Genomic DNA, 25,555 nt, shown 5'->3' with positions numbered 1-25,555 from the left:
TATGAACACGATGACCGATACCGCCGCTCTTGCCGCCGCTCAAGCAGCTCAAGCCGCCGAAGCGCCGAGCTTTCGCGATGAACTGCTGGCCGCGGGCCTGCTGATCGACACCGGCGAAAACGGCCTGTACGGCCGCAGCCAGGTTTTCGAAGACGTGGTGGACCGCCTGAACGTGGCGATTACGCATCTGGGCGAGGACCAGCGGCCGGAAGTGCTGCGCTTTCCGCCCGCCATGCGCCGCACCGACTTCGAAGACAGCGAGTATCTGAAGAGCTTCCCGAATCTGGCCGGTACAATCCACTCGTTCTGCGGCAACGACATGGGCCACCGGCGCCTGTTGCACGCACTCGACGACGCCATGACCGAACGCGACGACGATCGCAGCGACGACTGGATGGCGCAGCAGAAGCCGACCCGTATAGTGCTCACGCCGGCCGCCTGCTATCCGATCTACCCGGTGATGGCGCGGCGCGGTCCATTGCCCGCTAACGGCCGCACGATCGACGTGCTGTCGTATTGCTTCCGTCATGAACCGTCGCTCGATCCCGGTCGCATGCAGATGTTCCGCCAGCGCGAATACGTGCGCCTCGGCAGCGCCGAACAGGTGATGGCGTTCCGGCAGATGTGGATCGACCGCGGCTCGCTGCTGGTGAGGCTGCTGCAATTGCCGGTCGAAGTGGATCTCGCCAACGATCCGTTCTTCGGCCGCGGCGGCAAGATCGTCGCCGATAGCCAGCGTGCCCAGGCGCTCAAGTTCGAACTGCTGATTCCGGTGGCCGATCCGCGCGGCAAGACGGCTTGCCTGTCGTTCAACTATCACATGGATCACTTCGGCGCGATCTGGAAGATCGCGTGCGAGGACGGCGCGGTCGCGCATACGGGTTGTGTCGGTTTTGGCATGGAACGGATCACACTCGCGCTATTTCGTCATCATGGGCTCGATGTGAACGCGTGGCCGGACGATGTGCGCGCGATGCTGTGGGGCGATACCGAAGCGCGCGTGGCGCATGGGCTCGCCACCATGCAACCAGCGTCCGACGAAGCGGAGCAAGGCACCGGAGAGTGCGTATGAATCCGTCACTGACACCCGTACCGAACGGCGCGCACGGCGCTTTTCCGCTGACCCGGCGCGTCGATCTGCCCGCTGCGGGCGGCGCCGTTGCCGCGCCCGCGCCGGCCGCGCGTTTGCGCGAGCATGCGCCGCATACGCTGCATCAGGGCGAGCGCGTGTGGCAGGAGACCAACTGCTACGTCGATCTGTGGATCGAACTGCTGCACGGCTTCGGGCTCGACCCGCGCGCCGCGCTCGGCTTTACCGTCACGCAGGATTTCGAAGGCGACCAGTTCACGTTCTTCAAGTTTCCGCTCGAAGACCTCGACCGGCTCTACGGCACCCAGGTGCAGGAACTGGCCATCTACGATTCGCTCGAAGCGCGCGTGCTCGCGCAGACCTTGCGCGGCCATACCGTGCTGGTGGAAGTGGACGGCTATTACCTGCCGAACACGCGCGCCACGTCGTACCGCCGTGAGCATCCGAAAACCACGGTGGGCATCGACTTCATCGATCCGGACGCGCGCCGTCTCGGCTATTTCCACAACACCGGCTACCACCTGCTCGACGGCGAGGACTACGACGGCGTGTTCCGCAGGCTGCCGCAGTTCCAGCAGCAGCCCGACCTGCTGTTTCCGTACGTCGAATTCGCCAAGCAGGCGCGGCCCGCGCTCGAAGGCACCGCGCTCGCGGAAGCGTCGGCGGAACTGCTGTGCGCGCATCTCGGGCGCCGGCCGCTCACCAATCCGATTTCGCAATGGCGTGCCGCGTTTCCCGCGCATCTCGAGACGCTGCTCGAACGTGGCGAAAAGTTCTTCCACCCGTACTCGTTCAACCTGATGCGGCAGCTCGGCGCGAACTTCGAGTTTCTTTCGAAGTATCTGTTGTGGCTCTCCGCACAAGGCTTCGAGGTGCCGGCAGCGATTCCGGCAGCGGCGCAAAGCATCGCGTCGGAGTCGATGGTGATGCAGTTCCGGCTCGTGCGAGCGATTGCACGCGGGCGCCGCGATCTGTGCGAAGACTGCTTCGACGTGATCGAAAGCGCTTACGAAAAGACGCTTCCACCGCTCGCCGCGCTGGTGCTTTGACGCGCCGTGCACGGCTTCGCGGACTTCTCGGGAACTTGCCGTGGATGCACTGACGATAGACCTGGTGCCTGATGAAGGCGGCGCGAGCGGCGTGCTCGCGACCGCTCCTCACGAAGCCGCGCAAGCCGATGTCGATGTCACATCGGCACAAGCATCGCGGACGCTCTGGCCGCGGCGCCTCGACATCGGCTGGCAATGTGTCAGCACGCCGGCGGGCACGTGCGCGTCGCCCGCCGATTTACCCGCGCACGGCTGGCTCGCCGCGCAAGTGCCCGGCACCGTCGCGAGCGCGCGCCGTGCCGCGGGTCTGCTGGACACGGCGCATCCACCGCCGCTCGCCTTCGACGACCACTGGTATCGCCTCGCGCTCGACGGCACCGGCAAACGCCGCTTGCGTCTGCATGGCCTCGCCACCATCGCCGAAGTCTGGCTCGACGGCGTCAAGCAGCTCGACTCCGATTCGATGTTCATCGCGCACGATCTCGACATCGAACTGAACGGCAGCGCGACGCTCGCGCTGTGCTTCCGCTCTCTCACCCAGGCGTTGACGGCGAAACGTTCGCGCGCGCGCTGGCGTCCACGGCTCGTGTCGCCGCCCACGTTGCGCAATGTGCGCACCACCCTGCTCGGCCATATGCCTGGCTGGTGTCCTTCCGTGCAAGCGGTCGGTCCGTGGCGTCCAGTCGAACTGCTGAGCGACGAGCCCCATGCATTCGACGCGGTCGACGTGTCGAGCCGGCTCGATCACGACGACGGCCTTGTTTCGCTCACGCTACGTTTCGTTCATCCGCACGATGACGCGACGTGCCGCGCCTCGCTTAAATGCCGAGATGCTGTTTCGTCTTTGCAATGGAGCGATGCATATACACTGACCGGCCGCGTACGCGTGCCGGGTGCCGAGCGCTGGTGGCCACACACCCACGGCGAGCCCACTTTATATCCATTGGCGCTGCAGCTTAATGACGGGCATGCCACATCGCACTCGTTGGGTTCGGTCGGTTTCCGCAGTATCGAAGTGGACCACGGCGCGGACGGCATGGGCTTCGCGCTGCGCGTAAATGGCGTGCCGGTGTTCTGCCGCGGCGCGTGCTGGACCAGCGCGGACCTCGTCACGCTCGGCGGCAGCGATGCGCAATTGCGCCACGCGTTCACGCTGGCCCGCGATGCGGGCATGAACATGCTGCGCGTGGGCGGCACAATGGTGTACGAGTCCGACGCGTTTTATGCGCTCGCCGACGAATACGGCATGCTGATCTGGCAAGACTTCGCGTTGGCGAATTTCGACTATCCGAACGATGCCGCATTCAGCGCTTCGATCGAGCGCGAAGCCACGCAGTTTCTGACGCGCACACGACGCTTCGCTTCGCTCGCGGTGCTGTGCGGCGGCAGCGAGGTCGACCAGCAGGCGGCCATGTTCGGCCTGCCGCCTTCAATGCGCGCGCAACCACTCTTTACCGAGCAGTTGCCCGCCGTCGTCGCGCGTGAACGGTGCGACGTGCCGTACGTCAGCAACTCGCCCTCGGGCGGCGCGTGGCCATTTTCAACTAATGAGGGCATCACTCACTACTACGGCGTGGGCGCCTATCAGCGTCCGCTCGACGACGTGCGCCGCTCGCAGGTGCGCTTCGCCGCCGAATGCCTCGCCTTCGCCAACATGCCCGACGACGCCACCCTGCACGAAGCGCTCGGCACGATTCATCTGCACGATCCGCGCTGGAAAGCCGCGGTGCCGCGCGATCCCGGCGCCGGTTGGGATTTCGACGACGTGCGCGACCACTATCTGCAGACGTTATACGGTGTCGAACCGGCGCGCTTGCGCTACGAAGACCCCGAGCGTTATCTGGACCTGTCGCGCGCGGTGGTCGCCGAACTGATGGGCGACGTGTTCGCCGAATGGCGCCGCGCCGGTTCCACCTGCGGCGGCGCGCTGGTCTGGCAGCTTCAGGATTTGCGCCCCGGCGCCGGCTGGGGCCTGATCGACGCCACAGGACGGCCTAAAAGCGCCCTGCACGGGCTCGCGCAAGCACTGCAACCCATTCAGCTGGTCATGACCGACGAGGGCCTCAACGGTCTCGATATTCATCTGCTGAACGAACGTGCGCAGCCATTGCACGCGCAACTGGAACTGGTTTGCCTGCGTGACGGTAGCGTCAAGGTCGCCTCCGCAAGCTGCGCAGTGGAACTGCCGCCGCACAGCGCGCAGCGTCTCAGCGCGGCTGCGTGCCTCGGCCAGTTCTTCGATTTCACCCACGCGTACCGCTTCGGCCCGCGCGCGCACGATGTGACGATCGCCACGCTGCGCGACCAGGCGAGCGGCCGGATCGTTGCGGAAGCGTTTCATCTGCCGGAGCGGCGCGTGGGCGAACGCCACGATCTCGGTTTGACTGTCACGGCCGAGCGCGACGGCGACGGCTGGCAGCTCGTGATCGAAGCGAAGCGTTTTGCGCGCTTCGTTCATATCGTTGACACACACTATAGGGCCGCGCGCGACTGGTTTCATCTGCCGCCGAACCGGCCTTGCGTCGTGCCGCTCATCCCACTCGCGCCGCAGGAAAGATTCGTTGCTCACGCATCGAATGCCGTGTTTAAAGCTGATGCAACATACGCGGCGCCCGCGGGCGAAGTTCGCGCGGTCAATGCGATATCCGCCATCTTCTACGGCTGAAGGTCTCCCTGATCTAACCACCCTTTCGCAAGGCGCGTAAATACTCGCGCCGCGCGTATCGATCTGTCTGGTCTGCGGAATCACTGTTGGTTTTTCTCAGACTTTTCTCAGACTTTTGGCTCGCCAAAAACATCATCCGTACGGCACCGAACCAAGCGTGTTGAACACATCTGAATCATTTCCGGCACATCCCGGACGCCGCATGACAACGTGCATCGAAGGGCGGATTCAACGCTGAGACAAGTGCCGTGAAGCCCCTCCCAGCACCCGCCAACCCAATTCCATCAAGGACTTGAACGAAACGGGAAGCGCCTGGCAGGCGCATGCCGGTCGCCAGGACGTTGTGCAGATTTGAAACAAAAAGTCACGTTTGGCTTCGCGCGGCGCTAAGCCTTGGTGCGTTACCCCGCACCAGCCCTCGTTTTACCTATCGCTGGCACGCTCCTCGCTAATAGAAGAGCGCAACACCGCGTCACCGCAGAGAGATCGACAACAACGGCGGCGGCGCAATCAGGCCAATACGGGGCCGGTCCTGTTCATCCTTCGCTGCTCGCCAGGCAGCACGTCGTTAAAAGGGATGCAGGCATCGGATCAAAAACAGAAAGTCACGCAGAGCGCGACTTTCACGCGAGGACCGATCATGTTGACACTTCAATCCGATTTGCACGGTAACCATTTGCTCGGCGCATTGCCGTCCCATGAATGGCAGGCGCTGGCTCCCCATCTCGAACTGGTTCATCTGCGCACTGAGCAATTGCTGTGCGACTCCGGTCAGCGCATTCATCACGTCTACTTCCCGACCACCGCGATCATCTCGATGCTCTCGACGATGGAAGACGGCAGCTCGGTCGAAATCGCCGCGGTCGGCCGCGAAGGCATGACCGGCGTGCCGGTGCTCACGGGCGGCGAAACCATGCCGAACCGCGTGCAGGTGCAATGCGCCGGTTTCGCTTATCGGATGAGCGCACAGGCGCTCAAGCAGCAGTTCGCCCGCTCCGACTTCCTGCGCCGCCTGATGCTGCTGTACATGCACGCCCTGCTCACGCAAGTCGCGCAAACCGCTGCCTGCAACCGCCACCACGCGCTGAACAAGCAACTGTGCCGGTGGCTGCTGATCGAAGTGGACCGCGTGGCGTCGAATGATCTGACCGTGACCCAGCAACTGATCGCCGACATGCTCGGCGTGCGCCGCGAAGGCATTACCGAAGCGGCCGGCAAGTTGCACGACGAAGGCTTGATCCATCATAGCCGCGGCCATATCAAGGTGCTCGACCGTAAAGGACTCGAAGCACGCGCCTGCGAATGTTATGGCCTCGTCAAGCGCGAATTCGACCGCCTTCTGCCGCGCCTGCGCCAGGCTGAAACCGTCGAGTAAAGCGCGGGTTCGTCCGACTAATGAATAGAGTCAAATATGTTCAGGAATACTGCGCGATTCCTCGACGTACTCTTCGTGATTGCGGGAGGCCTGCTCGCTCACTGGATGCGGTTCTCGACGCCGATCGCGCTCTCGGACACCGAACGCCTTCTGATCGCCTTTAACTCCGTGCTCCTCCTGTTGCTGTTTCCCGGCTTCGGGGTCTATGAAACCTGGCGCGGCAAAGCGCTGCCCTCCATGTTGGCGAGGGTTGCCGCCGCGTGGATGGTCGTGGTGTTCACCGCGCTCGTGCTGGCGTTCACGTTACATCGCATGGATGCGGTGTCGCGCTTGTGGTTCGGATACTCGACGCTGATTTCCGGCGCGCTGATCATCGTCACCAAATGCCTCGTGCATGTGGCGCTGCGCATCGTGCGCAGCCGCGGGATGAATTACCGCACCGTCGCGATCGTCGGCGCACCGGGTTTCGCGCGCACGCTGCTCGCCCATCTCGAACATGCGCCGCAAGCCGGCTTCAAACCGGTCTGCGTGCTCGATACAAGCTGCGATACCAGCATCGAAGCGGCCGAGACGTACGGCGCGCGTCTGAACCGCCTGCCGGTCCTGACCGATCTGAACGCATTCGCCGCCAAGGTGCGTGAGGAACATGTGAACGAAGTGTGGCTCGCGCTGCCGCTTTCCGAAGAACATACGATCTACCGGTTCACGCGCATGTTCAGACATGACTTCGTGAACCTGCGCTTCATTCCCGATGTACGCAGCCTCTCGCTTTTCAATCACGCACTGGTCGATGTCGTCGGTTTACCGACGCTCAATCTCAGCGCGACGCCCTTCTCGTCGCCGCAGATGTGGCCCAAGCTGATCTTCGACCGCCTGTTCGCGGCGGCCGCGCTGCTCGCGCTCGCGCCGGTGTTCGTGGTGCTCGCGATCGGCATCAAGCTCGGCTCGCCGGGTCCGGTGTTCTTTCGCCAGACGCGCAAGGGCGTGGACGGCCAGCCGTTCGCGATCTACAAGTTCCGCTCGATGGCCGTGCATCACGAAGCGCAGGGCCAGCTCACCCAGGCCTCGCGCAACGACGCCCGTGTCACGAAGCTCGGCGGCTTCATGCGCCGCACCAGTCTCGACGAACTGCCGCAATTTCTCAACGTGCTGCTCGGCCAGATGTCGGTGGTCGGTCCGCGGCCGCATGCGGTCGAACATGACGATCTCTACAAGGATCAGGTGTACGGCTACATGTACCGCTACCGGATCAAGCCGGGCATCACCGGCTGGGCGCAGGTCAACGGCTATCGCGGCGCCACCACCAAGGTCGAAAAGATGGAAGCGCGCGTCAAGTTCGATCTCTTCTACATTCATAACTGGTCGTTCTGGTTCGACATGAAGATCGTGTTCATCACGATCTTCAAGGGCTTTGTCGGCCGCAACGCATTCTGATCATGCCAATTCGGAAGCCGTTCGTAAAAGTCTCCGTGATCGTGCCGACCTACCGACGCACCGCCGATCTGGCGCGCTGCCTCGCGGCACTCGACGCACAGGAGCGCCGCGCCGACGAAGTGATCGTGATCGCACGTCACGACGATTACGCCACGCTCGACTGGCTGCGCACCCGCGAGGCCAACCGGCCCGATCCGCGCCGCGCGGTCGTGCTGGTGCGCAAGCCGGGCGTGGTCGCCGCATACAACCTCGGCATCGAGAGCGCGAGCGGCGACGTGCTCTGCTTCACCGACGACGACGCCGCGCCGCATCCCGACTGGGTCGGGCGGATCGCGCGCGCCTTCGAACGCGATGCGACCCTCGGCGGCCTCGGCGGACGCGACATCGTGCATGAACGCAACGGCATCCTGCAGGGGCAGAAGCCGCACGCGGGCATCGTGCGCTGGTATGGGCGGACCATCGGCAATCATCATGTCGGCCACGGCACGGCGCGCGAAGTCCAGGTGCTCAAGGGCGTGAACATGTCGTTTCGCCGCGAGGCGATCGGCGCGCTGCGCTTCGACGGCCGCTTGCGCGGCACCGGCGAGCAAGTTCACTGCGAGATGGCCTTCAGTCTCGATGTGCAACGGCGCGGCTGGAAGCTGATCTACGACCCGGCGCTGCTGGTGGAGCACTTCCCCGCCCTGCGCAGCGATGAAGACCAGCGTTTCAATTTCAACGACGCGGCGTTCTATAACGCGTCATTCAATCTGCGGCTCATCATGTGGGAATACCTGACGCCGCCTGGCCGATGGGCGTTCGTCATCTACTCGACGCTGATCGGCGATCGCGCGGACCCGGGGTTCCTGCGCGCCTTGTCGTTGGCATTCGAGCGCGGCGGTGTCGCACTTGCGCTTCGCAAATGGCGGGTCGGTTTGCGCGCAATGCGCGGAGCGTGGCAGGAAGCGATGCGCTGACCGATCGACGCATCGGCCTATTCCGCCGACGCGCTGCGGCAGTCGAAGCGCAAAGCAATATCGCGCGAGCTTCGAACGCGTGATTCGCGCGGCAGAAACAGCAGCGACACCAATGCGGCAAGCACCGAAGCCGACGGCCTGGGACGTGCCGCCGGCGTGGTGTCGAATGGACGAGGTGAGCAACGAGAAAGCTTGCCGGTCAGCACCGCTTACGGCGCGGCACAAGGCCGGCGCCGCGAGGCTCTTACAGAAACGCGCTGACGTCGGTATGAAACCGCACGGCCAGCGCCTTGGCCACCTTCTTGCTGATGGCGCGGCGGCCCGCAAGAATATCGCTCACCACGGTAGGCGACGCGATACCTATCAGGTCCTTCTGCTTGAGCCCATGCGTTTCCAGCAGATGCCGCAATACCTCGCGCGGCTCCGCTTTTGGAATCGTCACGTTATGCGCTTCCCAGCTTTCGATCAAGTCGGTCACGATCGCGAACAGATCGGCGAGCGGATCTTCCTCGTTGCCGTTCAGATGATCGGAGAGCGAGTTGGCGAGCCGCACCATGGTCTGGTAGTCCTGCTCGTTGCGAATGGGAGTGATCGGCAACTGCGTTTGCAGCGCGGCCCAGGTTTGAGCGATGTCGGGAAAAGCTCCCGGAAGGCGATCGGCATTCATGAGTTTAGATTCTTCCTCGTCCAAAGGTCGTATTCCGCATGCGTCAGTACATGACGAACGAATAACGACTGCCTGTTGTAGTGAATCGCCGCAACGATCCGGAACCGGTTGCCGCCTACATCGAAAACGGTGTATTGAGGCGGCACATAGTCCACGCCGGCGAACGTCTGCTTCAGGTCGTTATGGCCATACGCGAGGCATGCCTGCGCCAGTGAATACCACGTCAATAGCGCACTGCGCGCCCCCGGATGTCTCTTTATAAAGTCCAGCAACGCTTTCTTTGAAATGACCCGCATCGGATGTCCTCGCATGTGTTCGCGCGCTGAACATGCGCGCTTCATCTGCAAGGCTAAACGGAGCGAATCGACACCGGTAGCCGGCCGGACGGCATAGTCCGAACAGCTATTTACAGCCTACTGCGGTACGACGACACCATTTTATTCGCGTATTGCGAAGTTCGCAATACGCGAATAACGAGACGACTTGCCGCTTTCCTGCGACGTCGCGCCAACCCACGCAGGCCGACTGACGACATCACGTTCGAGCACGTCAGCGGCCCCAACTGCTCTTCTGCACCAGCTCGCCGGGCCAGCGGAGATCCTGCGTGGCGAGATCCGGTTCGATCCGCTCCGCCGTTCCAATCCGATGACGCAGTCCCCCCGTCGCGATCGTCCGCGTGACCTCGGCCATGAACGCGCGCCGGAATACCGCTGCCGAAAAACGTTCCGCGTTCGCGCGGCATGCCGCCGGCGTGATCCGATCGCGCTGACGCTCGAAGCGATCGATCGCGTCGAGGATCGACACCACGGTCTGGCGGGCGAAATACACGCCGGTGGGATGCGCCTCGCCGATCGGCACCACGGTTTCGAGCGCGCCACCCTTGCCGAAGGCAATGACCGGCGTGCCGCATGCCTGCGCTTCGAGCGCGACGATGCCGAAGTCCTCTTCGGCGGCGAACACGAAAGCTCGCGCGCGTTGCAGATGGTCCTTCAGCACCTCGAACGGCTGATTGCCGAGGATCGTCACGTTCGGACGGGCCTTGGCGCGAAGCGCCGTCATCTCCGGCCCGTCGCCGATCACGACCAGCTTGCGGTGCGGCGTGGCATTGAATGTTTCGACAATCAGATCGATGCGCTTGTACGGCACCATCCGCGAAGCAGTCAGATAGAAATCTTCCTTGCGCGTGCACAGTTCGAATTCGTGCAGGTCGACGGGAGGCGGAATCACGGCCGCGTCGCGCCGGTAAGTTTTCATCACGCGACGCGCAACGAAATGCGAGCTCGCGATCAAACGGTCGACGCCGTCCGCCGAGTGAGAATCCCAGCCGCGCAAATAATGGAGCACGGCGCGCGCCGCCCACGACTTCGGTCCATGCGTCAGATTCGCTTCGCGTAGGTACTGATGCTGCAGATCCCACGCGAAGCGCATCGGTGAATGCACATAACTCACATGCGTCTGATCTGGTTCGACCAATACGCCCTTGGCGAGCGCATAGGAACTCGTAATGATCAGATCGTAGCCGGACAGATCGAATTGTTCGACGGCAAGCGGCATCAGCGGCAAATAAGCTCGATAGTGGCGTCGCGCGAATGGCAGGCGCTGAATGAATGAAGTCGTCACGGGCTTGCCGCCTAGCGGCCGGCGGTCTTCGAGGAAATCGACAAGACTGAAAAGATCCGCGTCGGGAAAGCACTCGATGATCTGCTCAAGCACCTTCTCCGCACCGCCCGGCGCGACGAGCCAGTCGTGCACGATCGCCACTCTCATGATCCCCTCGTTTTTTAATTAGCGCCTCTTAGGCTTAGCAACGAGTGTATGTGGCGCTTCGTCTGCTGTGCGTGCGCGTGCACACATTCGACGCGTGACAGCTTGCGAATAATAAACGTCGCGGTTCGCTTATTGCAAACCTGCGTGTCCGATTACGTCGCCTTCCCATGCGCGCGACGGCGTGACCGAGATCGTGCGGCACGGGCGCAACGGCTGGCTGGTGGAACCGGGGGATGTCACGGCATTGGTTGATGCGATCGGCGCGTTGCGCGCCGATCCGGCATTGGCGCAGCGTCTTGCGGAACAGACGCCGGCCGATGCGCAAACGGAATTTTCAGTGGAGCAGTATTTGCGGCGGATGACGCAGGCGATCAGGCAGGCCGCGCGCCAATGCAACTCGACGCGGCATGTCGATGCGAGTTCCGCATTCGATGTCCGCGCGAGCCGGTGGGCCCGGGCCCGCGCGCGACGTTAGGGCAGCGGGGCTCAGCCCTTGCTGTACTCGATCGTCTCGACGCCGGTGTCCGTGCCGAGCAGGCACAGATTCGCGCCACGGCCGGCGAACAGCCCCACCGTCACCACGCCCGGCCACGCATTGATGTGCATTTCCAGCGCGCGCGGGTCGCTGATGCGCAAACCCTTGACGTCGATGATTTCATTGCCGTTGTCGGTAATGAACGGAACGCCTTCTTTCGTGACGCGCACCACCGGCACGCCGCCGAGCGCCGTGACGCGGCGGCCGATCGCGGTACGCGCCATCGGCACCACTTCGATCGGCAGCGGGAAAGTGCCGAGTGTCTCGACCAGCTTGCTGGCGTCCGCGATGCACACGAACACGTCCGACACCGACGCGACGATCTTCTCGCGCGTCAGCGCGCCGCCGCCGCCCTTGATCATCGCGCCGCCGTGGTCGATCTCGTCGGCGCCGTCCACGTACACCGGCAGCGAATCGATTTCGTTGAGGTCGAACACCTTGAAACCGTGCGATTGCAGCCGCGCGGTGGTGGCGAGCGAACTCGACACCGCGCCGCGATAGCGCGCCTTGTTGGCGGCGAGCGCGTCGATGAAACAGTTCGCGGTGGAGCCGGTGCCGACGCCGATCACCGCGCCTTCGGGCACGGTGGCGTTCACGTAGTCGGCGGCGGCCTGGCCGACCAGTTGCTTGAGTTCGTCTTGAGTCATGGGGAAAGCTGGCGGGCAGTAAAAAACGCTAGTTTACCGGAGTGGAAGGCTGGCGCCGGTCGTGTCGGGATTACTTCTTCACTGCCCGCTGACGCACCGCTTCGAACAGACACACGCCGCTCGCCACCGACACGTTCAGACTTTCGACCGTGCCCGCCATCGGGATCTGCATCACCACGTCGCAGGTATCGCGCGTGAGACGCCGCATGCCCTCGCCTTCGGCGCCCATCACCAGTGCCACCGGACCGTCCAGCTCCGTGTCGTAGAGGCTCTTGGTGGCCTCGCCGGCCGTGCCGACGACCCACACCCCCGCGTCCTTCAACTCACGCAGCGCGCGCGCCAGATTCGTCACGGTGATGTACGGCACGGTGTCGGCCGCGCCGCTCGCCACCTTCGCGGCCGTCGCGTTCAACCCCACCGCGCGATCGCGCGGCGCGATCACCGCGTGCGCGCCGGCGGCATCCGCCACGCGCAAACAGGCGCCGAGATTGTGCGGATCGGTCACGCCGTCGAGCACCAGAATCAGCGGCGAACCGTTGATGCCGTCGAGCAATTCGGCCAGGTTCTGCGCAAGCGGCATGTCGCCCGCGCGCGCCACCACGCCCTGGTGACGCTCGGTGTGCGCGAGGCCCCACAGACGCGTTTCGTCGGCGGCGATCAGACGCACGCCGGCTTCTTTCGCCGTATGCAGGAATTCGGTCATGCGACGGTCTTTGCGCGTCGCGTCGTAATAGACATCTTCGACTGTCGACGCATCGTGCCGGATACGCGCGGTCACTGCGTGGAAACCGTATAAAACCTTGAGACGTGCCATGACTGATACAACCTTTGATTGAGCGCGCGTTCGACGCGCGCTGCTGTGATGAATACGAACCTGCGTGCTTTGCGTGCTTATATGGATGCACTGCGGCTGCTGTGTTCGAATGCTTGATGGCGATGAAACGCAGACCGCGCGCAACCGGCACGTTGCGACGTGCCCGATGCGCGCGGTTTAAGCAAGCAGGCGGCTTCAGCGTTTCTTGCGTGCCTGCGGTTTCGACACCGATTTGGTCGCGGCGCCGTGCTTCTTCGCCGCGCCGCGCGCGGCGCGTGCTTCCTTGACCGCCGCGGTTTGCGCGGGCGCAGCCTTCTTGCGGCGCGCGCCCGGCGCTGCCGCGCCACCTTCCGCCGGCGGCAACGCACGCACGCGTGCCCCACCGTTTTCACCGGACGACTTGTCGGCCGACGGCCCACGCACCAACGGCGGCTTGATCGGCGTGTCGCGCACGAGCCGGAAGTCGATCTTGCGTGCATCGAGATCGACGCGGCTCACCTGCACCCGCACGCGATCCGACAGACGATAACGAATCCCGGTGCGCTCGCCGCGCAACTCGTTCTTGATCTCGTCGTACTGGAAGTAGTCCGAGCCGAGTTCGGTGACGTGCACGAGGCCTTCGATAAAGAGCGAATCGAGCTGCACGAAAATACCGAACGACGTCACGCCATTGACCATGCCGCCATACTCTTCGCCGAGCTTGTCGCGCATGAAGTAGCACTTCAGCCAGGCTTCGACGTCGCGCGAGGCTTCGTCGGCGCGGCGTTCGTTGGCCGAGCAATGCAGGCCGAGCTCTTCCCAGATCGCCACGTTGTTGCCACGCTGACGGCCGCGCTTTTCATCGTCGGCCTGCTGCATGGCGCGTGCGCGCGGCGAGAGCGCCGTATTCAGCTCGACGCCTTGCGGCGGCTCCGGCTGATACTTGCGGCCTTGCAGGATCGCGTAGATCGCGCGGTGCGTGAGCAGGTCGGGATAACGGCGAATCGGGCTCGTGAAGTGCGCATACGCCTCGTACGCGAGACCGAAGTGGCCAATGTTGTCCGGGCTGTAGACCGCCTGCTGCATCGAACGCAACAGCATGGTTTGCAGCATCTGCGCGTCGGGCCGGTCGCGGATCTGCGCCATCAAGGCGGCGTAGTCGCTCGCGTGCGGTTTGTCGCCGCCGGCCAGCGTGAGGCCCATGCCGCGCAGGAACGTGCGCAGATTCTCGAGCTTTTCCGCGGTCGGTCCGGCGTGCACGCGGAACAGCCCCGGATGTTTGTTGCGCTTGAGGAAGTCGGCCGCGCAGACGTTCGCGGCCAGCATGCATTCCTCGATCAGCTTGTGCGCGTCGTTGCGGGTGCGCGGAATGATCTGTTCGATCTTGCCCTGCGCATTGCAGACGATATACGTCTCGGTCGTATCGAAGTCGATCGCACCGCGCTTCTGGCGCGCGGCGAACAACGACTTGTACACGCCGTACAGATTCTGCAGTTGCGGCAGCAAGGCCGCGCGGCGCGTGGCCTCCGGACCCTTGGTGTTCTTCAGGACCGCGGCGACTTCCGTGTAGGTCAGACGCGCGGCCGAGTGCATCACGCCGGGATAGAACTGATACGCCTTCACTTCGCCGCGCGCGGTGACGATCATGTCGCACACCAGCACGCAACGGTCGACGTGCGGGTTCAGCGAGCACAAGCCGTTCGACAGTTTCTCCGGCAGCATGGGAATCACGCGGCGCGGGAAATACACCGAGGTGCTGCGTTCGATCGCGTCGGCGTCGAGCCCGCTCTTCGGGTGCACGTAGTGCGAGACGTCCGCGATCGCGACGATCAGGCGGAAGCCCTCGCCACGGCCGACCTGAACCGGCTCGCAGTACACGGCGTCGTCGAAGTCGCGGGCGTCTTCGCCGTCGATCGTGACGAGCGGCACGTCGCGCAGATCGATGCGATGACGCGCGTCGACCGGGCGCACTTCGTCGGGAAGCCGCGAGGCTTCGTCGAGCGCGGCCTGGCTGAATTCGTGCGGCACGCCGTACTTGCGCACCGCGATTTCGATTTCCATGCCGGGGTCGTCGATATCGCCAAGCACTTCCACCACGCGGCCGAGCGGCTGCGAATGACGGCTCGGGAAATCGGTCAGCTCGACCACCACCACCTGGCCGACCTTGGCCTTCTTGGTGTTCTGCTGGATCAGAATGTCGTGGCCGATGCGCTTGTCTTCGGGCGCCACAATTAACGCGCCGTTCTCGTTGAGCAGGCGGCCGATCACGCGCTTGTTGGCGCGGTCCGTGACCTCGACGATATGCCCTTCCGGACGGCCGCGCCGGTCATAGCCGACGATGCGCGCGAGCACGCGGTCGTTGTGCATGACCTTCTGCATTTCGGCGGTGGGCAGGAACAGATCGTCCTGGCCGTCGTCGCGAATCAGAAAGCCGTAGCCGTCACGATGGCCTTGCACACGGCCCGCGACGAAGTTCGACGGATGAGTCAGTTGGTAGAGATTGCGCTGATCGAGCCGGATCTGGCCGTCGCGCTCCATCGCGCCGAGGCGCTTGAAAAATCCTTCGCGCTCCTGGCGTTTGATCGACAAGGCTTCGGCGATGTCGTTCGCTGCAAGCGGCGCTTCACTCGTGCGCAGGACGCCCAGGATTTCTTCGCGGCTTGGAATCGGATACGGAAATTTGCTCAAGGGCTTATCGATGATTTTTTCTCGTTGCATGGACGTCGGTCGGCGATGTGGCTCGGCTTAGGAAGCGTTTGCTTAGCGTTTCAGTCACGCTTCAGTTGCGCTTGAATTGCACCTGCAAATGCACAGAAAAGACTGCTCGGGTCCGGCTCGTTCAAGGCTGAGTCCGACGGGCGTGTGCACCGTGCCAACGAACTACTGCGAGGCATTCTAACACCCGTCTTGCGCGCCAAGCGGCCCGTCAATAGTCGCTGCGCAGTTGCCCGTGACGCGTGTGCACGCTCGTCAACGCGATGTTTAAGCGAGTTTTGAGAAACGCTTGACAGGCTCTAATCTGTCGCTATAATGGCGTTCTTTGCTGTTCATCACCTGCCCAGGTGGCGAAATTGGTAGACGCACTAGGTTCAGGTCCTAGCGGTGGCAACACTGTGGAGGTTCGAGTCCTCTCTTGGGCACCAGATTCAAAAGTAAAGCCGCTTACGAGCGGCTTTACTTTTTGTGTGAAGCCGGGTGATCCGATTCTGTTTATCAGCGCGGATTACCTGGTGGAAGTGAGTAGTCGGCGGGACGGTTGTCGAGCGGTGAAGTATCCCTTCATTACGCGAGATATCCGGGCGGTTGATTGAAGCGAAGTTAGTTTGCAGGTGGGGATTGACACGCTAAATCATCACGCTAAAATAGCGGTCTAGCTTGAAGACGTGCCCAGGTGGCGGAATTGGTAGACGCACTAGGTTCAGGTCCTAGCGGTGGCAACACCGTGGAGGTTCGAGTCCTCTCCTGGGCACCAACAGTTGTTCCGGCAGAAGCCGAAGAAGTTCGAGAAACCCCGTAAGATCAACGTCTTACGGGGTTTTTTGTTGCCTGCAGTTCCCGTGCGTTCCACTGGCATCGACTATTTTTGCGTATACACGGAATCGAGGTGCTAGGCCATGCCCAAACGCGTCGAACCCAAGTCCGAAGTGGTGTTTCCTGTTGCCAAGCCCCGCGAGCGCCCCTATCTGCTCACGGATGGGAATGGGCTCGCCTTACGCGTCTGGCCGGATGGAAGCAAGACCTGGCTGCTCCGCTACCGACGACCGAGCACGGGCAAGGAGAACTTCCTCAGCCTCGGCCCCTACCCCGATATCACGCTCACTGATGCACGACGGTCGGCCACTGCCGCACGCAATCTCGTACGCGAAGGCATCGATCCGGTTGCATATCGCCAGGCCGAATCCACCGCACGCAAACGCGTAGCCGAAGGCGCCTTCCATCTCGTGGCCCAGCGTTGGCTCGACTTCAAACGCAAGGAATGGGCAGACGAAACCTACCGGAAGGCGGAGTTTGTCGTACGCGAATACCTGACTCCCGCGCTCCGCAACAAGCCCATCTCGACGCTTGCCACGCCAGAGGTCAAACCCATACTCGAAGCGATCGCCTCCCACGCGCCCAACCTCGCGACCAAAGCACGGCAGTATGTCGGTGGCATCGTGACGTACGCCGTCCAGAATGGACTGCGCGCAGATGGCGCCGCCTTGATACTGCGCGGCGTTGTGCCTCGCCACAGGAAAGGCCATATACCAGCGATCACCAGGCCTGCCGACATCGCTCCGCTCGTTCTTGCTATCGATGCCTACAAGTCTCCCATTACACGCGCCGCCCTCAAGCTCACCATGCTGACCGGCCTTCGCCCCGGCGTGGTTGCAGCGGTGCCGTGGACCGAGGTGAACCTCGAGACAGCTGAATGGCACGTTGCAGCCGAGCGGATGAAAATGCGGCATGATCACATCGTGCCATTGCCGAAGCAGGCGATCGCCGTCCTGAACGAGTTGCAGTCACTTACCGGTAAGGGACACTACGTATTTCCGTCCCCTGCCCGCTAAAAGACTCCTCATTTGCATCGAGATGCATTGAGCAAAGCATTGCGAGAGATGGGCTTTCAAGGAAAACACGCGACGCACGGTTTCCGGGGCATGCTTCGTACGGTCGGACGAGAACGGCTCGGTATGGATATCGATATTCTGGAAGCCCAGCTGGCACACGCCAAACGTGGCGATGTGCAAAAGGCCTACGATAGAACAACGTTTGACGATGATCGTCGCAGGGTCATGCAGGAGTGGGCAGACTATATTGATCGGCTAAGCGTGCCGGCGATAGAAGCTCGATCAAGCAAGCGGACCTGAGCGGCAGGCCCACTCAATCGTCAATCGCGTGCCGCAACCCCAACTCTGGCACCCCTCAGGTCGTGCTGGCTGCGTCGATAGTCGCCGGTCGGTTATATTGCTGTCGTTGCCCGTTCGGGCGTCTTTTACCACAGACGATACGGCCGGTTTTGGGCGCCGTGTGCAACGCGCTTCTACTATATAAACATGGGCGCGACACCAGTAACCTTGCGCTTGCCAACAAGCGCACTCGCGTCGACCGGGGTCCTGTTGCACGTTCCGGCAATGTGATCGCTCAGATCAAACGAGAATATGGCGAACTTTATTCGTGGCCGGCGGAATAAAACGCCGTCTGCAGCGGAGTTGAGAGACCGAGAAGTCTTCCCTGTTCTGCCATTTTGGAATTTTGCATAAAAGAAATGATCAGCTTGGGGCTGAACGCATCGAATCGATGCGCGCCTCGCGGTCGCTTAAGCGCGATTGGCTTGACTATCGGCAGAGACGATTTCATGAGATCCACGCCTTGAAGACGGGATTCGAAGTGTAGGAGGCAGATTGACAAATTTAATACGGATATATGCGAATTGACAGATTTTCTCCGTTTTTCACGTACGTAAAAATGTCAACATGCACGCGGTTTGCCACGCCAACGCTATGCATGGTAGTGACAGATTTGCTTCGCTCTACGGAGAAGCATGCGATCGAGCGTGATGACGTCGTACTCGTCGCTCATCGCGCATGCCATGCCTTCTCTTCCGCTGTCGACCCAATCGACACTGAAGCCCCGTTTCCTCAATTCCCCCGCGATGTCGCTCGCGGTAGTTTCATCGTCTTCGATCGTAAGCACTCTTGACATGCAGCTCTTCCTCAGTCAGCGAAATGCCGATACAAATGTCCAAAACACCGAATCGGCCCGCACCCTCGTGCGCCCTTAATCAGAGGCGACTGCGCAATCCCGCTCAGTCTTGCCGGGGTCTTGGGGAGTCACACGTCGAGCGGCACGTGTCTTTCATGTGCGCCGCAATGGCGGATGCCGTGAGCGCACACAGCAGCCCAATGGCGCTGCCGACTGCCACGTTCAGCAGGCGTTCGCCTCCAAAAATCCACGGTTTTCCCGCCAACACAAACGCGATTGCCGCACAGGCGCACCGGACCCCGAATGCGAGCGTGTACGGACGAATGCAAATGAGCGTCAGCATTGCGGCGAACACAACTAACACACGCATAAACAACGCATGAGGGATCATCAATCCGACGACCACGCCGAAGGACACGCCGATGACGGCCCCGGTCAGCCGGTTGCGAAACTTCTGCCGGGCGCTTGCCGCATTTCCGGTAACGACGCTGGCGGCCGACCAGATCATCCACTGACCATTGTCGACGTGTCGCCATTCGACAAGTACGGCAGCACAAGCGACCGCGAGCGCGACGGTGATCACCAACTCGATATATGCGTTGCGCTCGCTGTTTGGGGAGAGGCGAGTCCACTTTGCGAAATGCGCAAGAGTCGGCTGGCCAGCTTCACGCGAGCGGAAGTGCTCGACTGACGCAACGAGCAGGATCGGCAACGCCGCTATCAACAGGAACGGCAGAATCTCAACGCTCCGGTTGATAAGCGCCTGCCGCGTGACCCCTTCCCCACTTTCGCAGGCAAGATACAGCGAGGGAATAAACGTGAAGTTGCCGAGCGAGCGCAAGGCGCTGCCGCCCGCGGTCACCAGCACGGATCCCATGCCCAACAGGACTGTGGCTACGACAAAGAGCAGCGGGTGCGCGAGCGACCCCATCAGGATCACGAAGCCCGCGCTGATCGCCAAAGCGTGCGCGAAGACGCCGAGCGGCGCAAGCTGCGAGTGGTCGAGTGCGATGAGCATCGCGACCGGCACGATTGCAGCGGTGAGCCACTCGGAACTGCCGGATACAAGTGCAAGCAAGAGAAGCGGGACGAGCGCAAACATGGCGCGACCCAACGCCCGCGCGTCGAACACGGTTTCGATGCGGCGACGGAGCGACGAAGCTCCGGTGTAACATTCGCTGCTCATCGTCGCTCTCCCGCCACGCTGTGCTTGTCCATCGGTCGTCATCAGCCTGCGAGCGCCTCGAGTACATCGACGGATTGCCGCACAAGACCGAGCCTCGGGAAGATGTAATTCAGCGACGCATCATGATGCTCGGGCGCGGCGCAGCTCATTGCGTCCTCGACGAGCACCAGCGAGTAACCGTGCTCGTGCGCGGCGCGGGCCGTCGATTCGACGCCGATGTTCGTCGAAATCCCCCCGAGCACAATGGTTTCGATGCCGCGACGCCGCAATTGCAGGTCGAGCTCGGTGCCGTAAAAGGCGCTCCATTGGCGTTTCGTGATCTTGATGTCACGCTCCTCCACCGCCAGTTCGGCGGGGAAGTCCCACCAGTTCGAGGGCAGTCCGCCGGGGGGAAGCGCGATGGGCTGATCAACGGGCTGCTTCAGTGCATCGCCGAAGTCGGCGCTCCAGCCCACCCGGACCAGGACGACCGGCGCGTCCACTTCCCGGAAGCGCTTTGCGAGCGTTGCCGAGGTAGCCAGCACGGCTGCGGCTGGGCGGGGCGCTTTCCCGAATCCGAGAATGCCCTCCTGAAGGTCGATCAGAACGAGAGCGGTAGTCTTGGGGTCAAGTTTTTGCAACATGATGGTCTTCCGTTGAAAGCGGCGAGCCGCTGGTGTATTGTGAGGGGGTGCTCACAAACAGTATATGAGAATGGCCTCACAAAAGTCAACGCCGAATACGGGCGAAGCGAAGGCGCCGCGCCGCGCCCGCGGACATGCGCGGGTGGCGTCGTTACTGGAAGCCGCAAGTGCGGAATTCGCCGAAAAAGGGTACGAAGCAACGACGATGACAGCGATCGCCGCGCGCGCGGGGGCGTCGATCGGTTCGCTTTACCAGTTCTTTCCAACGAAAGAGCAGGTCGCAGTTACGCTAATCGAGCAGTACGTGATCGAGCTTGAAGCCGCGTTCGGCCAGCTGAGCGAGAAGGTGCCCTTGCTTGACGTATCGGTCGTTGCGGGCCGGCTGACGACGTTATTCGTGGCGTTTCGCACGACGCACCCCGCTTTCGTGGGGCTGGTCGACGCTCTTGATGTCGTATTGCCCGGCGCCACCGGAGTGCGCGAAAGATTGCGCAAAGGAATCGCATCCGTGCTGGCTGCCCTCGCGCCGCGACTCTCCGTGGAAGAAGCTTTGTTCCGGGCCGTCGTCGTCCAGCACCTTATGAAAGCTGCCGTCACGCTGAGCCACGATGAGAGCGTGGTTGACCATCACGCGGCGATGCTGGAGTTCCAGCACGTGGTAGAGCACTACCTCAAGGACGTGATGGAATCCGGGCGTGGTGGACATGCCGGCACAGCGCAACGAGGCGCCGCACGCAAGGAGCGTTCCGCTTCGGGCAACAGCATCGTTCCGAAGAAAAATGGCAAGTCCGGCATGTCGACGTGACTGCTGTTGCTGCCCTGCCCGTCATCACGTCGCCGAGCGGCGAACACGTCGGGCGGCATGCACCTGGATGCTTTCACAGCCGTTTGAACGCGGCGCATCCCGGTGAAAACGTTCGACCCACTCACGCCAGCCATTTTTTTGCGCGGCAGCTTCAGCAATCGCCCTGGTTCGACGAAGCACGGCGCGCCGGACTCACCGCCGCTCGCCTGACATGGGTTTCAGGCATCCGTAGATAGACGAGCAGGGAAATGGCGGCCCAGATTGTGACGTACCAGAAGAAATACGACTCGTGGCCTGATGCCTTGAACCGCAACGCGACAAGTTCCGTCGTGCCACCGAGGATCGCGGTCGTCAGTGCGTAGGGGAGCCCAACCGCAAGTGCCCTGATCCGCGCCGGAAAAAGTTCCGTCTTCACCAGCATGTGGATGGAAGTGAAACCGCTCAACATGAGCAGCCCCGCGAAACAGAGCATGAACATCATCACCGTGCTTTTCGTGCGGCTGAGAGCCTCAAAAAGCGGAACCGGGAACAGCGTGCAGCTCAAACCGAAAAAGATCAGAACGGGTCGACGCCCGATCAAGTCCGACACCAGACCGAACAACGGTTGCAGCGGCAGGTACAAAAGCAGCGCGCCAGTGGTGATGAGCGTCGAGTTCTCCTTGCTCAACCCGGCGGAGTTGACAAGGAACTTCTGCATGTAGACGGTGAATGTGTAGAAGGCAACCGTCCCACCTACCGTGATGCCGATCGCGAGCAGAATGTTGCGCCAATGCTGAATCAGCTGACGAACCACGGGCGGTGACGATTCCCGGCGGCCGTCCTGGAAGGCCTGTGTTTCGCTGACATGACGCCTCATGTACATGGCGAAAAGTGCGAGAAGACCGCCGATGAGGAATGGAATGCGCCACCCCCATCGCTCGATCTGATCCGCAGTGAAAAGCAGTCGTTGCATGAGCAACATAAGACCTAGGGCGAGAAGCTGTCCTGCGACGACGCTGACCTGCAGAAAGCCGAGATAGAACCCGCGTCGATTGGCAGGCGCCACCTCGCTCAAATAGGTTGCGCTCGTACCGTATTCACCTCCCATGCTTAGACCTTGGAGAAGTCGTGCTGCAATAAGCAGCGCAGGGGCAAATACGCCGATGGTTTGATACCCCGGAGCTACAGCGACAATCAGCGACCCGAAACACATCCCTGCAACCGACCACGTTAGAGCCAGCTTGCGACCCAGGCGGTCCGCATAGAATCCGATCAACCAGCTTCCAAGAGGTCGGGCAACATACCCCACCGCAGCGATTGCGGCAGTGTTCATCAGCTGCACTGTGGCGTTTTCGCTCGGAAAGAACGACGAAGCGAAATAGATGGAGAATACGCTGTAAGCGAGAAAGTCGTACCACTCGATCAGGTTGCCCATGAGCGCGCCGATCAATGAGCGCAGGCGCACTGCAAAGAGGTCGAATCAACCAGGACAATGATCGATCGTGTCGAACGCCAACGGGACCTGACACCTCGCCGACTGGTCGGTGACACCGCATACGGCACAGCAGCGCTGCTTGGCTGGATGGTTGAACAGAAGCACATTGAGCCACACGTTTCAGTCTGGGATAAAACAACGCGCAAGGACAATACGTTCTCCCACAGCGAATTTATCTGGAAGGAACAGGCCAACGAATATCGATGTCCTGCGGGAAACGCGCTGCGCAGCGACTGGCGTCCATTCAGGAATCCCCGCACACACGTCACGAAAGCCGACACCATCGTCTACCGAGCGAGCCAAATGGACTGTGACGGCTGTTCGATGAAGAATCGATGTTGCCCGAATATGCAGTTTCGCAAAGTTGTGCGCAGCATCCATGAAGCCGCACGCGATGAAGCGAGGCGCATCGCGGCCACCCCAGAATACAAACAGTCTCGCCGGCAGCGAAAGAAAGTGGAAATGCTCTTCGCTCACCTCAAGCGCATCCTCAAACTGGATCGCTTGCGACTGCGTGGTCCAAGCGGTGCGCATGATGAGTTTCTGATGGCAGCAACTGCGCAAAATCTGCGAAGAATGGCCAAGTGGCTCATGCCTGAAGGTAAGCACGCAAACCAGGCAGTTACATGACGAAGAACTGGGGGGCGTCGCACGTTGCAAAACCGCCGCCTCGCTGAACTCTTCAACTCGAAACGTACTGCCAAAGTCAGCGCCCCAAACCAAAACACGACTTTGCGCGACGCTTCGCCATCGGGTTGAGCTCTGAGGTAGAGCAAGACTGGTGTTACCTATTTGCTGCATGTTGACGGCTAACCTATCTTGAATCACTGGACGACATTTACCCCGTGGGTTATCCAAAAGGCCAGGGGCGTGACTCTCCGCCGGCCGGTCCCAACGCGCGTAGTCAGAGGTTCACGATGAACAGCGGCGCAGCTTCGCCACCTGGCGGGCCGAAAAACCAGACAGAAGCCGGCACGAACGACGCCGATCGTTCTGCCGTGGCGGATGCGCAGACCCCAGATAACACCCCGCGCTGGCATCAGATATTTCCGGTACTGACTGACGCCGAGATTGATCGGATCAATCGCTTTGGTGCGATACACAGCTACGTCGTCGGCGAATTCCTATATCGCGCGGGTGGCATGAGTCCTGGCATGTTCGTCCTGCTGTCGGGCACGATTCGATACACGGCGCGCGACGGACTCGGCCATCGACGTTTGCTGCGCTCTCAGGCGAAACGGGGCGAATTCACCTCCGACGTTGGCATGCTTTCAGGCAAGCCCGGCCTTGTCGATGCTGAGGTTATCGAAGATGTCGTGGCGCTCGTGATTTCGCCGGACAAGCTGCGTGCCCTGATGATCGGCGAGGCGGAGCTTGGTGAAAGGATCATGCGCGCGCTGATCCTGAGGCGCGTCGCCGCGATCGAGCGCGGGCAAGGGGCGGTGCTCGTTGGCCCGCCCGACAACGAGCGGCTCCTCGCGCTGCAACATTTCCTGCAACGCAATGCTTACCCGCATATGACGCTTGACGAAAGCGGTGCCGATGCCATCGCGTTGCTCGAGCGCATGACGCCTCGGCGCGATGACATGCCGCTCGTTGTCTGCCCGGACGGCACCGTGCTGCGCAATCCGGACGACGGGCAGCTCGCCTCGTGCCTGGGACTCGTGCCGGAATTCGATCCCAGGCATGTTTACGACGTCGCGATCGTCGGCGCCGGGCCCGCTGGCCTGGCGGCAGCCGTCTATGCGGCATCCGAAGGCTTGTCAGTGGCCGTCTTCGATTGCCGCGCGCCGGGCGGCCAGGCAGGCACGAGTGCACGCATCGAAAATTATCTGGGCTTTCCAACGGGTATTTCGGGGCAAGCGCTAGCCGGCAGGGCATTTAACCAGGCGCAGAAATTCGGCGCGCACATCGCGATTCCCGTCGAGGTGAAAGGCTTGCATTGCAGCGCATACCCGCTCGAGGTGGAGCTTGCCGATTCGCGGCGCGTTGCGGCACGGACGGTAGTCGTCGCGAGCGGCGCGGAATATCGGCGTCCGGCAGTGAGCGGGCTTGCGCGCTTCGAAGGTCACGGCGTCTATTACTGGGCGACGTCGATCGAGGCCCGGCTTTGCCGCAGCGAAACCGTGCTGCTAGTCGGTGGCGGAAATTCAGCAGGACAGGCCATTGTGTTTCTTGCATCGCATGCTGCCCATGTTCATGTCCTCGTCAGGGGCCAGGAACTCGAACACAGCATGTCGCGCTATCTGATCGAGCGAATTGCCTCGTTGCCGAACGTGACGATCCATATGGGTTCTGAAATAACGGCCCTCGAAGGTGACGAACGGCTGGAGTCCGTCCACCATCGGCGACGCGATGGGGGTACAGAAAGTCTGAAGACGCATCATCTGTTCCTTTTTATCGGTGCCGACCCCAACACGAACTGGCTGCGCACGTGTGGAGTGTCGCTGGATCCGGGCGGATTTGTGTTGACCGATACCGACCTGGGAACACGGGCCAGCGGGCCCACGCTCCCGCTGCATACAAGTGTCGACGGCGTGTTTGCAATCGGCGATGTTCGATCGGGTTCCACCAAGCGCGTTGCAGGGGCCGTGGGCGAAGGGGCAGCCGTGGTCGCGCAGATTCACCGCTTTCTAGCCATGAAGCGCGCCGAAACACCCGCGCGTTCCATGCATGTGTAAGCTGCCTGTCACGATGGGTTGCAAGGCTGGATATGTCGCGGCAATGGTACTTGCACACACATGCCCGTCCGCCGGCTGCCACGTCCAGCTGTTCCGGGCACCACGGGATGAGCAGGCCGGCCACGC

The 25,555-nt window shown here is 62.0% G+C and carries 21 protein-coding genes, 2 tRNA genes and 2 pseudogenes; 14 read left to right on the top strand and 11 right to left on the bottom strand.

The window, feature by feature from the left end; translation table 11 throughout:
* Nucleotide 1 precedes the first annotated feature (1 nt).
* The 6 genes from PQR42_RS36510 (at nt 2) to PQR42_RS36485 (ending at nt 8,569) form a co-directional block, all read left to right on the top strand.
* Nucleotides 2-1,072: an amino acid--[acyl-carrier-protein] ligase gene (locus PQR42_RS36510; RefSeq protein WP_408390707.1), complete on the top strand. Its 1,071-nt coding sequence runs from the start codon at nt 2-4 to the stop codon at nt 1,070-1,072.
* A complete protein-coding gene (locus PQR42_RS36505) occupies nt 1,069-2,139 on the top strand; it encodes a DUF1839 family protein (protein WP_408390705.1) in 1,071 nt (356 codons plus the stop codon). The genes PQR42_RS36510 and PQR42_RS36505 overlap by 4 nt, the downstream gene beginning before the upstream one ends.
* Nucleotides 2,140-2,179: 40 nt before the next feature.
* Nucleotides 2,180-4,804: a glycoside hydrolase family 2 protein gene (locus PQR42_RS36500; protein ID WP_408390703.1), complete on the top strand. Its 2,625-nt coding sequence runs from the start codon at nt 2,180-2,182 to the stop codon at nt 4,802-4,804.
* Nucleotides 4,805-5,444: 640 nt separating this feature from the next.
* Nucleotides 5,445-6,179 (top strand): Crp/Fnr family transcriptional regulator, encoded by a 735-nt coding sequence (locus PQR42_RS36495; protein WP_006048767.1) that lies wholly within the window; start codon nt 5,445-5,447, stop codon nt 6,177-6,179.
* Nucleotides 6,180-6,215: 36 nt separating this feature from the next.
* Nucleotides 6,216-7,613, top strand: a complete 1,398-nt coding sequence (locus PQR42_RS36490; protein ID WP_408390701.1) for an undecaprenyl-phosphate glucose phosphotransferase — start codon at nt 6,216-6,218, stop codon at nt 7,611-7,613.
* A 2-nt stretch (nt 7,614-7,615) separates the two neighbouring features.
* Nucleotides 7,616-8,569, top strand: a complete 954-nt coding sequence (locus PQR42_RS36485) for a glycosyltransferase family 2 protein (protein ID WP_408390699.1) — start codon at nt 7,616-7,618, stop codon at nt 8,567-8,569.
* 244 nt (nt 8,570-8,813) lie between these two features.
* Here the strand turns inward: PQR42_RS36485 and PQR42_RS36480 are convergent, their stop codons facing one another.
* From PQR42_RS36480 to PQR42_RS36470, 3 genes are all read right to left on the bottom strand, one after another.
* Complete coding sequence (locus PQR42_RS36480; RefSeq protein ID WP_408215064.1) at nt 8,814-9,236, bottom strand: helix-turn-helix domain-containing protein; 423 nt, start codon at nt 9,234-9,236, stop codon at nt 8,814-8,816.
* Nucleotides 9,233-9,532 carry a type II toxin-antitoxin system HigB family toxin gene (locus PQR42_RS36475; protein WP_408215061.1) on the bottom strand — a complete coding sequence of 100 codons (300 nt, stop codon included), beginning with the start codon at nt 9,530-9,532 and terminating at the stop codon, nt 9,233-9,235. Before PQR42_RS36475 ends, PQR42_RS36480 begins: the two co-directional genes overlap by 4 nt.
* A gap of 253 nt (nt 9,533-9,785) precedes the next feature.
* Nucleotides 9,786-11,003: a glycosyltransferase family 4 protein gene (locus PQR42_RS36470; protein WP_408390697.1), complete on the bottom strand. Its 1,218-nt coding sequence runs from the start codon at nt 11,001-11,003 to the stop codon at nt 9,786-9,788.
* Between the two features lie 181 nt (nt 11,004-11,184).
* Between PQR42_RS36470 and PQR42_RS36465 the strand changes: the two genes are divergently transcribed.
* Nucleotides 11,185-11,478: a glycosyltransferase gene (locus tag PQR42_RS36465; RefSeq protein ID WP_408390694.1), complete on the top strand. Its 294-nt coding sequence runs from the start codon at nt 11,185-11,187 to the stop codon at nt 11,476-11,478.
* Nucleotides 11,479-11,489: 11 nt separating this feature from the next.
* On the opposite strand, the gene rpiA is transcribed toward PQR42_RS36465, so the two are convergent.
* From rpiA to rnr, 3 genes are all read right to left on the bottom strand, one after another.
* Nucleotides 11,490-12,185 (bottom strand): ribose-5-phosphate isomerase RpiA, encoded by a 696-nt coding sequence (rpiA, locus tag PQR42_RS36460; protein ID WP_408390692.1) that lies wholly within the window; start codon nt 12,183-12,185, stop codon nt 11,490-11,492.
* A gap of 70 nt (nt 12,186-12,255) precedes the next feature.
* Entirely contained in the window at nt 12,256-12,999 is a 744-nt protein-coding gene (gene rlmB, locus PQR42_RS36455) for a 23S rRNA (guanosine(2251)-2'-O)-methyltransferase RlmB (protein ID WP_042323987.1), read from the bottom strand.
* 195 nt (nt 13,000-13,194) lie between these two features.
* Nucleotides 13,195-15,696, bottom strand: coding sequence for a ribonuclease R (gene rnr / locus PQR42_RS36450; protein ID WP_408215048.1), 2,502 nt, complete (start codon nt 15,694-15,696; stop codon nt 13,195-13,197).
* Between the two features lie 338 nt (nt 15,697-16,034).
* On the opposite strand from rnr, the gene PQR42_RS36445 reads away from it, so the two are divergent.
* The 4 genes from PQR42_RS36445 (at nt 16,035) to PQR42_RS36430 (ending at nt 17,825) form a co-directional block, all read left to right on the top strand.
* Nucleotides 16,035-16,121, top strand: a tRNA-Leu gene (locus PQR42_RS36445).
* 242 nt (nt 16,122-16,363) lie between these two features.
* A tRNA-Leu gene (locus tag PQR42_RS36440) sits at nt 16,364-16,450 on the top strand.
* 142 nt (nt 16,451-16,592) lie between these two features.
* Complete coding sequence (locus PQR42_RS36435) at nt 16,593-17,525, top strand: tyrosine-type recombinase/integrase (protein ID WP_408390690.1); 933 nt, start codon at nt 16,593-16,595, stop codon at nt 17,523-17,525.
* Nucleotides 17,526-17,552: 27 nt separating this feature from the next.
* The gene (locus tag PQR42_RS36430; RefSeq protein ID WP_408390688.1) at nt 17,553-17,825 is read left to right on the top strand and encodes a hypothetical protein; all 273 of its coding nucleotides are present in this window, start codon (nt 17,553-17,555) and stop codon (nt 17,823-17,825) included.
* 301 nt (nt 17,826-18,126) lie between these two features.
* On the opposite strand, the gene PQR42_RS36425 is transcribed toward PQR42_RS36430, so the two are convergent.
* The 4 genes and pseudogenes from PQR42_RS36425 to PQR42_RS36410 all read right to left on the bottom strand — a co-directional run bounded on the left by PQR42_RS36425 (nt 18,127) and on the right by PQR42_RS36410 (nt 20,469).
* Nucleotides 18,127-18,315 carry a hypothetical protein gene (locus tag PQR42_RS36425; RefSeq protein WP_408390686.1) on the bottom strand — a complete coding sequence of 63 codons (189 nt, stop codon included), beginning with the start codon at nt 18,313-18,315 and terminating at the stop codon, nt 18,127-18,129.
* Nucleotides 18,316-18,495: 180 nt separating this feature from the next.
* Nucleotides 18,496-18,660: pseudogene (locus tag PQR42_RS36420) on the bottom strand (DNA-binding response regulator); the annotation flags it as partial.
* A 103-nt stretch (nt 18,661-18,763) separates the two neighbouring features.
* The gene (locus PQR42_RS36415) at nt 18,764-19,792 is read right to left on the bottom strand and encodes an FUSC family protein (protein ID WP_408390684.1); all 1,029 of its coding nucleotides are present in this window, start codon (nt 19,790-19,792) and stop codon (nt 18,764-18,766) included.
* A 95-nt stretch (nt 19,793-19,887) separates the two neighbouring features.
* Nucleotides 19,888-20,469: a hydrolase gene (locus PQR42_RS36410; RefSeq protein ID WP_408390682.1), complete on the bottom strand. Its 582-nt coding sequence runs from the start codon at nt 20,467-20,469 to the stop codon at nt 19,888-19,890.
* 142 nt (nt 20,470-20,611) lie between these two features.
* Between PQR42_RS36410 and PQR42_RS36405 the strand changes: the two genes are divergently transcribed.
* On the top strand, nt 20,612-21,274 hold the full coding sequence (locus PQR42_RS36405; protein WP_408215038.1) for a TetR/AcrR family transcriptional regulator: 663 nt from the start codon (nt 20,612-20,614) through the stop codon (nt 21,272-21,274).
* 151 nt (nt 21,275-21,425) lie between these two features.
* On the opposite strand, the gene PQR42_RS36400 is transcribed toward PQR42_RS36405, so the two are convergent.
* Nucleotides 21,426-22,688 (bottom strand): MFS transporter, encoded by a 1,263-nt coding sequence (locus PQR42_RS36400; RefSeq protein ID WP_408390680.1) that lies wholly within the window; start codon nt 22,686-22,688, stop codon nt 21,426-21,428.
* A gap of 36 nt (nt 22,689-22,724) precedes the next feature.
* Here PQR42_RS36400 and PQR42_RS36395 point away from each other — a divergent pair.
* Both PQR42_RS36395 and PQR42_RS36390 read left to right on the top strand, forming a co-directional pair.
* Nucleotides 22,725-23,378 (top strand): annotated as a pseudogene (locus PQR42_RS36395) (transposase); the annotation flags it as partial.
* A 287-nt stretch (nt 23,379-23,665) separates the two neighbouring features.
* Nucleotides 23,666-25,429: an FAD-dependent oxidoreductase gene (locus tag PQR42_RS36390; protein WP_408495091.1), complete on the top strand. Its 1,764-nt coding sequence runs from the start codon at nt 23,666-23,668 to the stop codon at nt 25,427-25,429.
* Nucleotides 25,430-25,555 lie beyond the last annotated feature (126 nt).

The organism is Paraburkholderia sediminicola, from assembly GCF_046027355.1.
GTDB classification, from domain to species: Bacteria; Pseudomonadota; Gammaproteobacteria; order Burkholderiales; family Burkholderiaceae; genus Paraburkholderia; species Paraburkholderia sediminicola_B.
Note: the sequence above shows the minus strand (reverse complement) of the source record. Positions and strands in the feature narration are given on the sequence as shown.

Coding starts and splice junctions, on each gene's coding strand:
- PQR42_RS36510 (WP_408390707.1), top strand. CDS start 2: ATGAACACGATGACCGATACCGCCGCTCTTGCCGCCGCTCAAGCAGCT.
- PQR42_RS36505 (WP_408390705.1), top strand. CDS start 1,069: ATGAATCCGTCACTGACACCCGTACCGAACGGCGCGCACGGCGCTTTT.
- PQR42_RS36495 (WP_006048767.1), top strand. CDS start 5,445: ATGTTGACACTTCAATCCGATTTGCACGGTAACCATTTGCTCGGCGCA.
- PQR42_RS36490 (WP_408390701.1), top strand. CDS start 6,216: ATGTTCAGGAATACTGCGCGATTCCTCGACGTACTCTTCGTGATTGCG.
- PQR42_RS36485 (WP_408390699.1), top strand. CDS start 7,616: ATGCCAATTCGGAAGCCGTTCGTAAAAGTCTCCGTGATCGTGCCGACC.
- PQR42_RS36480 (WP_408215064.1), bottom strand. CDS start 9,236: ATGAATGCCGATCGCCTTCCGGGAGCTTTTCCCGACATCGCTCAAACC.
- PQR42_RS36475 (WP_408215061.1), bottom strand. CDS start 9,532: ATGCGGGTCATTTCAAAGAAAGCGTTGCTGGACTTTATAAAGAGACAT.
- PQR42_RS36470 (WP_408390697.1), bottom strand. CDS start 11,003: ATGAGAGTGGCGATCGTGCACGACTGGCTCGTCGCGCCGGGCGGTGCG.
- rpiA (WP_408390692.1), bottom strand. CDS start 12,185: ATGACTCAAGACGAACTCAAGCAACTGGTCGGCCAGGCCGCCGCCGAC.
- rlmB (WP_042323987.1), bottom strand. CDS start 12,999: ATGGCACGTCTCAAGGTTTTATACGGTTTCCACGCAGTGACCGCGCGT.
- rnr (WP_408215048.1), bottom strand. CDS start 15,696: ATGCAACGAGAAAAAATCATCGATAAGCCCTTGAGCAAATTTCCGTAT.
- PQR42_RS36435 (WP_408390690.1), top strand. CDS start 16,593: ATGCCCAAACGCGTCGAACCCAAGTCCGAAGTGGTGTTTCCTGTTGCC.
- PQR42_RS36425 (WP_408390686.1), bottom strand. CDS start 18,315: ATGAAATCGTCTCTGCCGATAGTCAAGCCAATCGCGCTTAAGCGACCG.
- PQR42_RS36410 (WP_408390682.1), bottom strand. CDS start 20,469: ATGTTGCAAAAACTTGACCCCAAGACTACCGCTCTCGTTCTGATCGAC.
- PQR42_RS36400 (WP_408390680.1), bottom strand. CDS start 22,688: ATGGGCAACCTGATCGAGTGGTACGACTTTCTCGCTTACAGCGTATTC.
- PQR42_RS36390 (WP_408495091.1), top strand. CDS start 23,666: ATGAACAGCGGCGCAGCTTCGCCACCTGGCGGGCCGAAAAACCAGACA.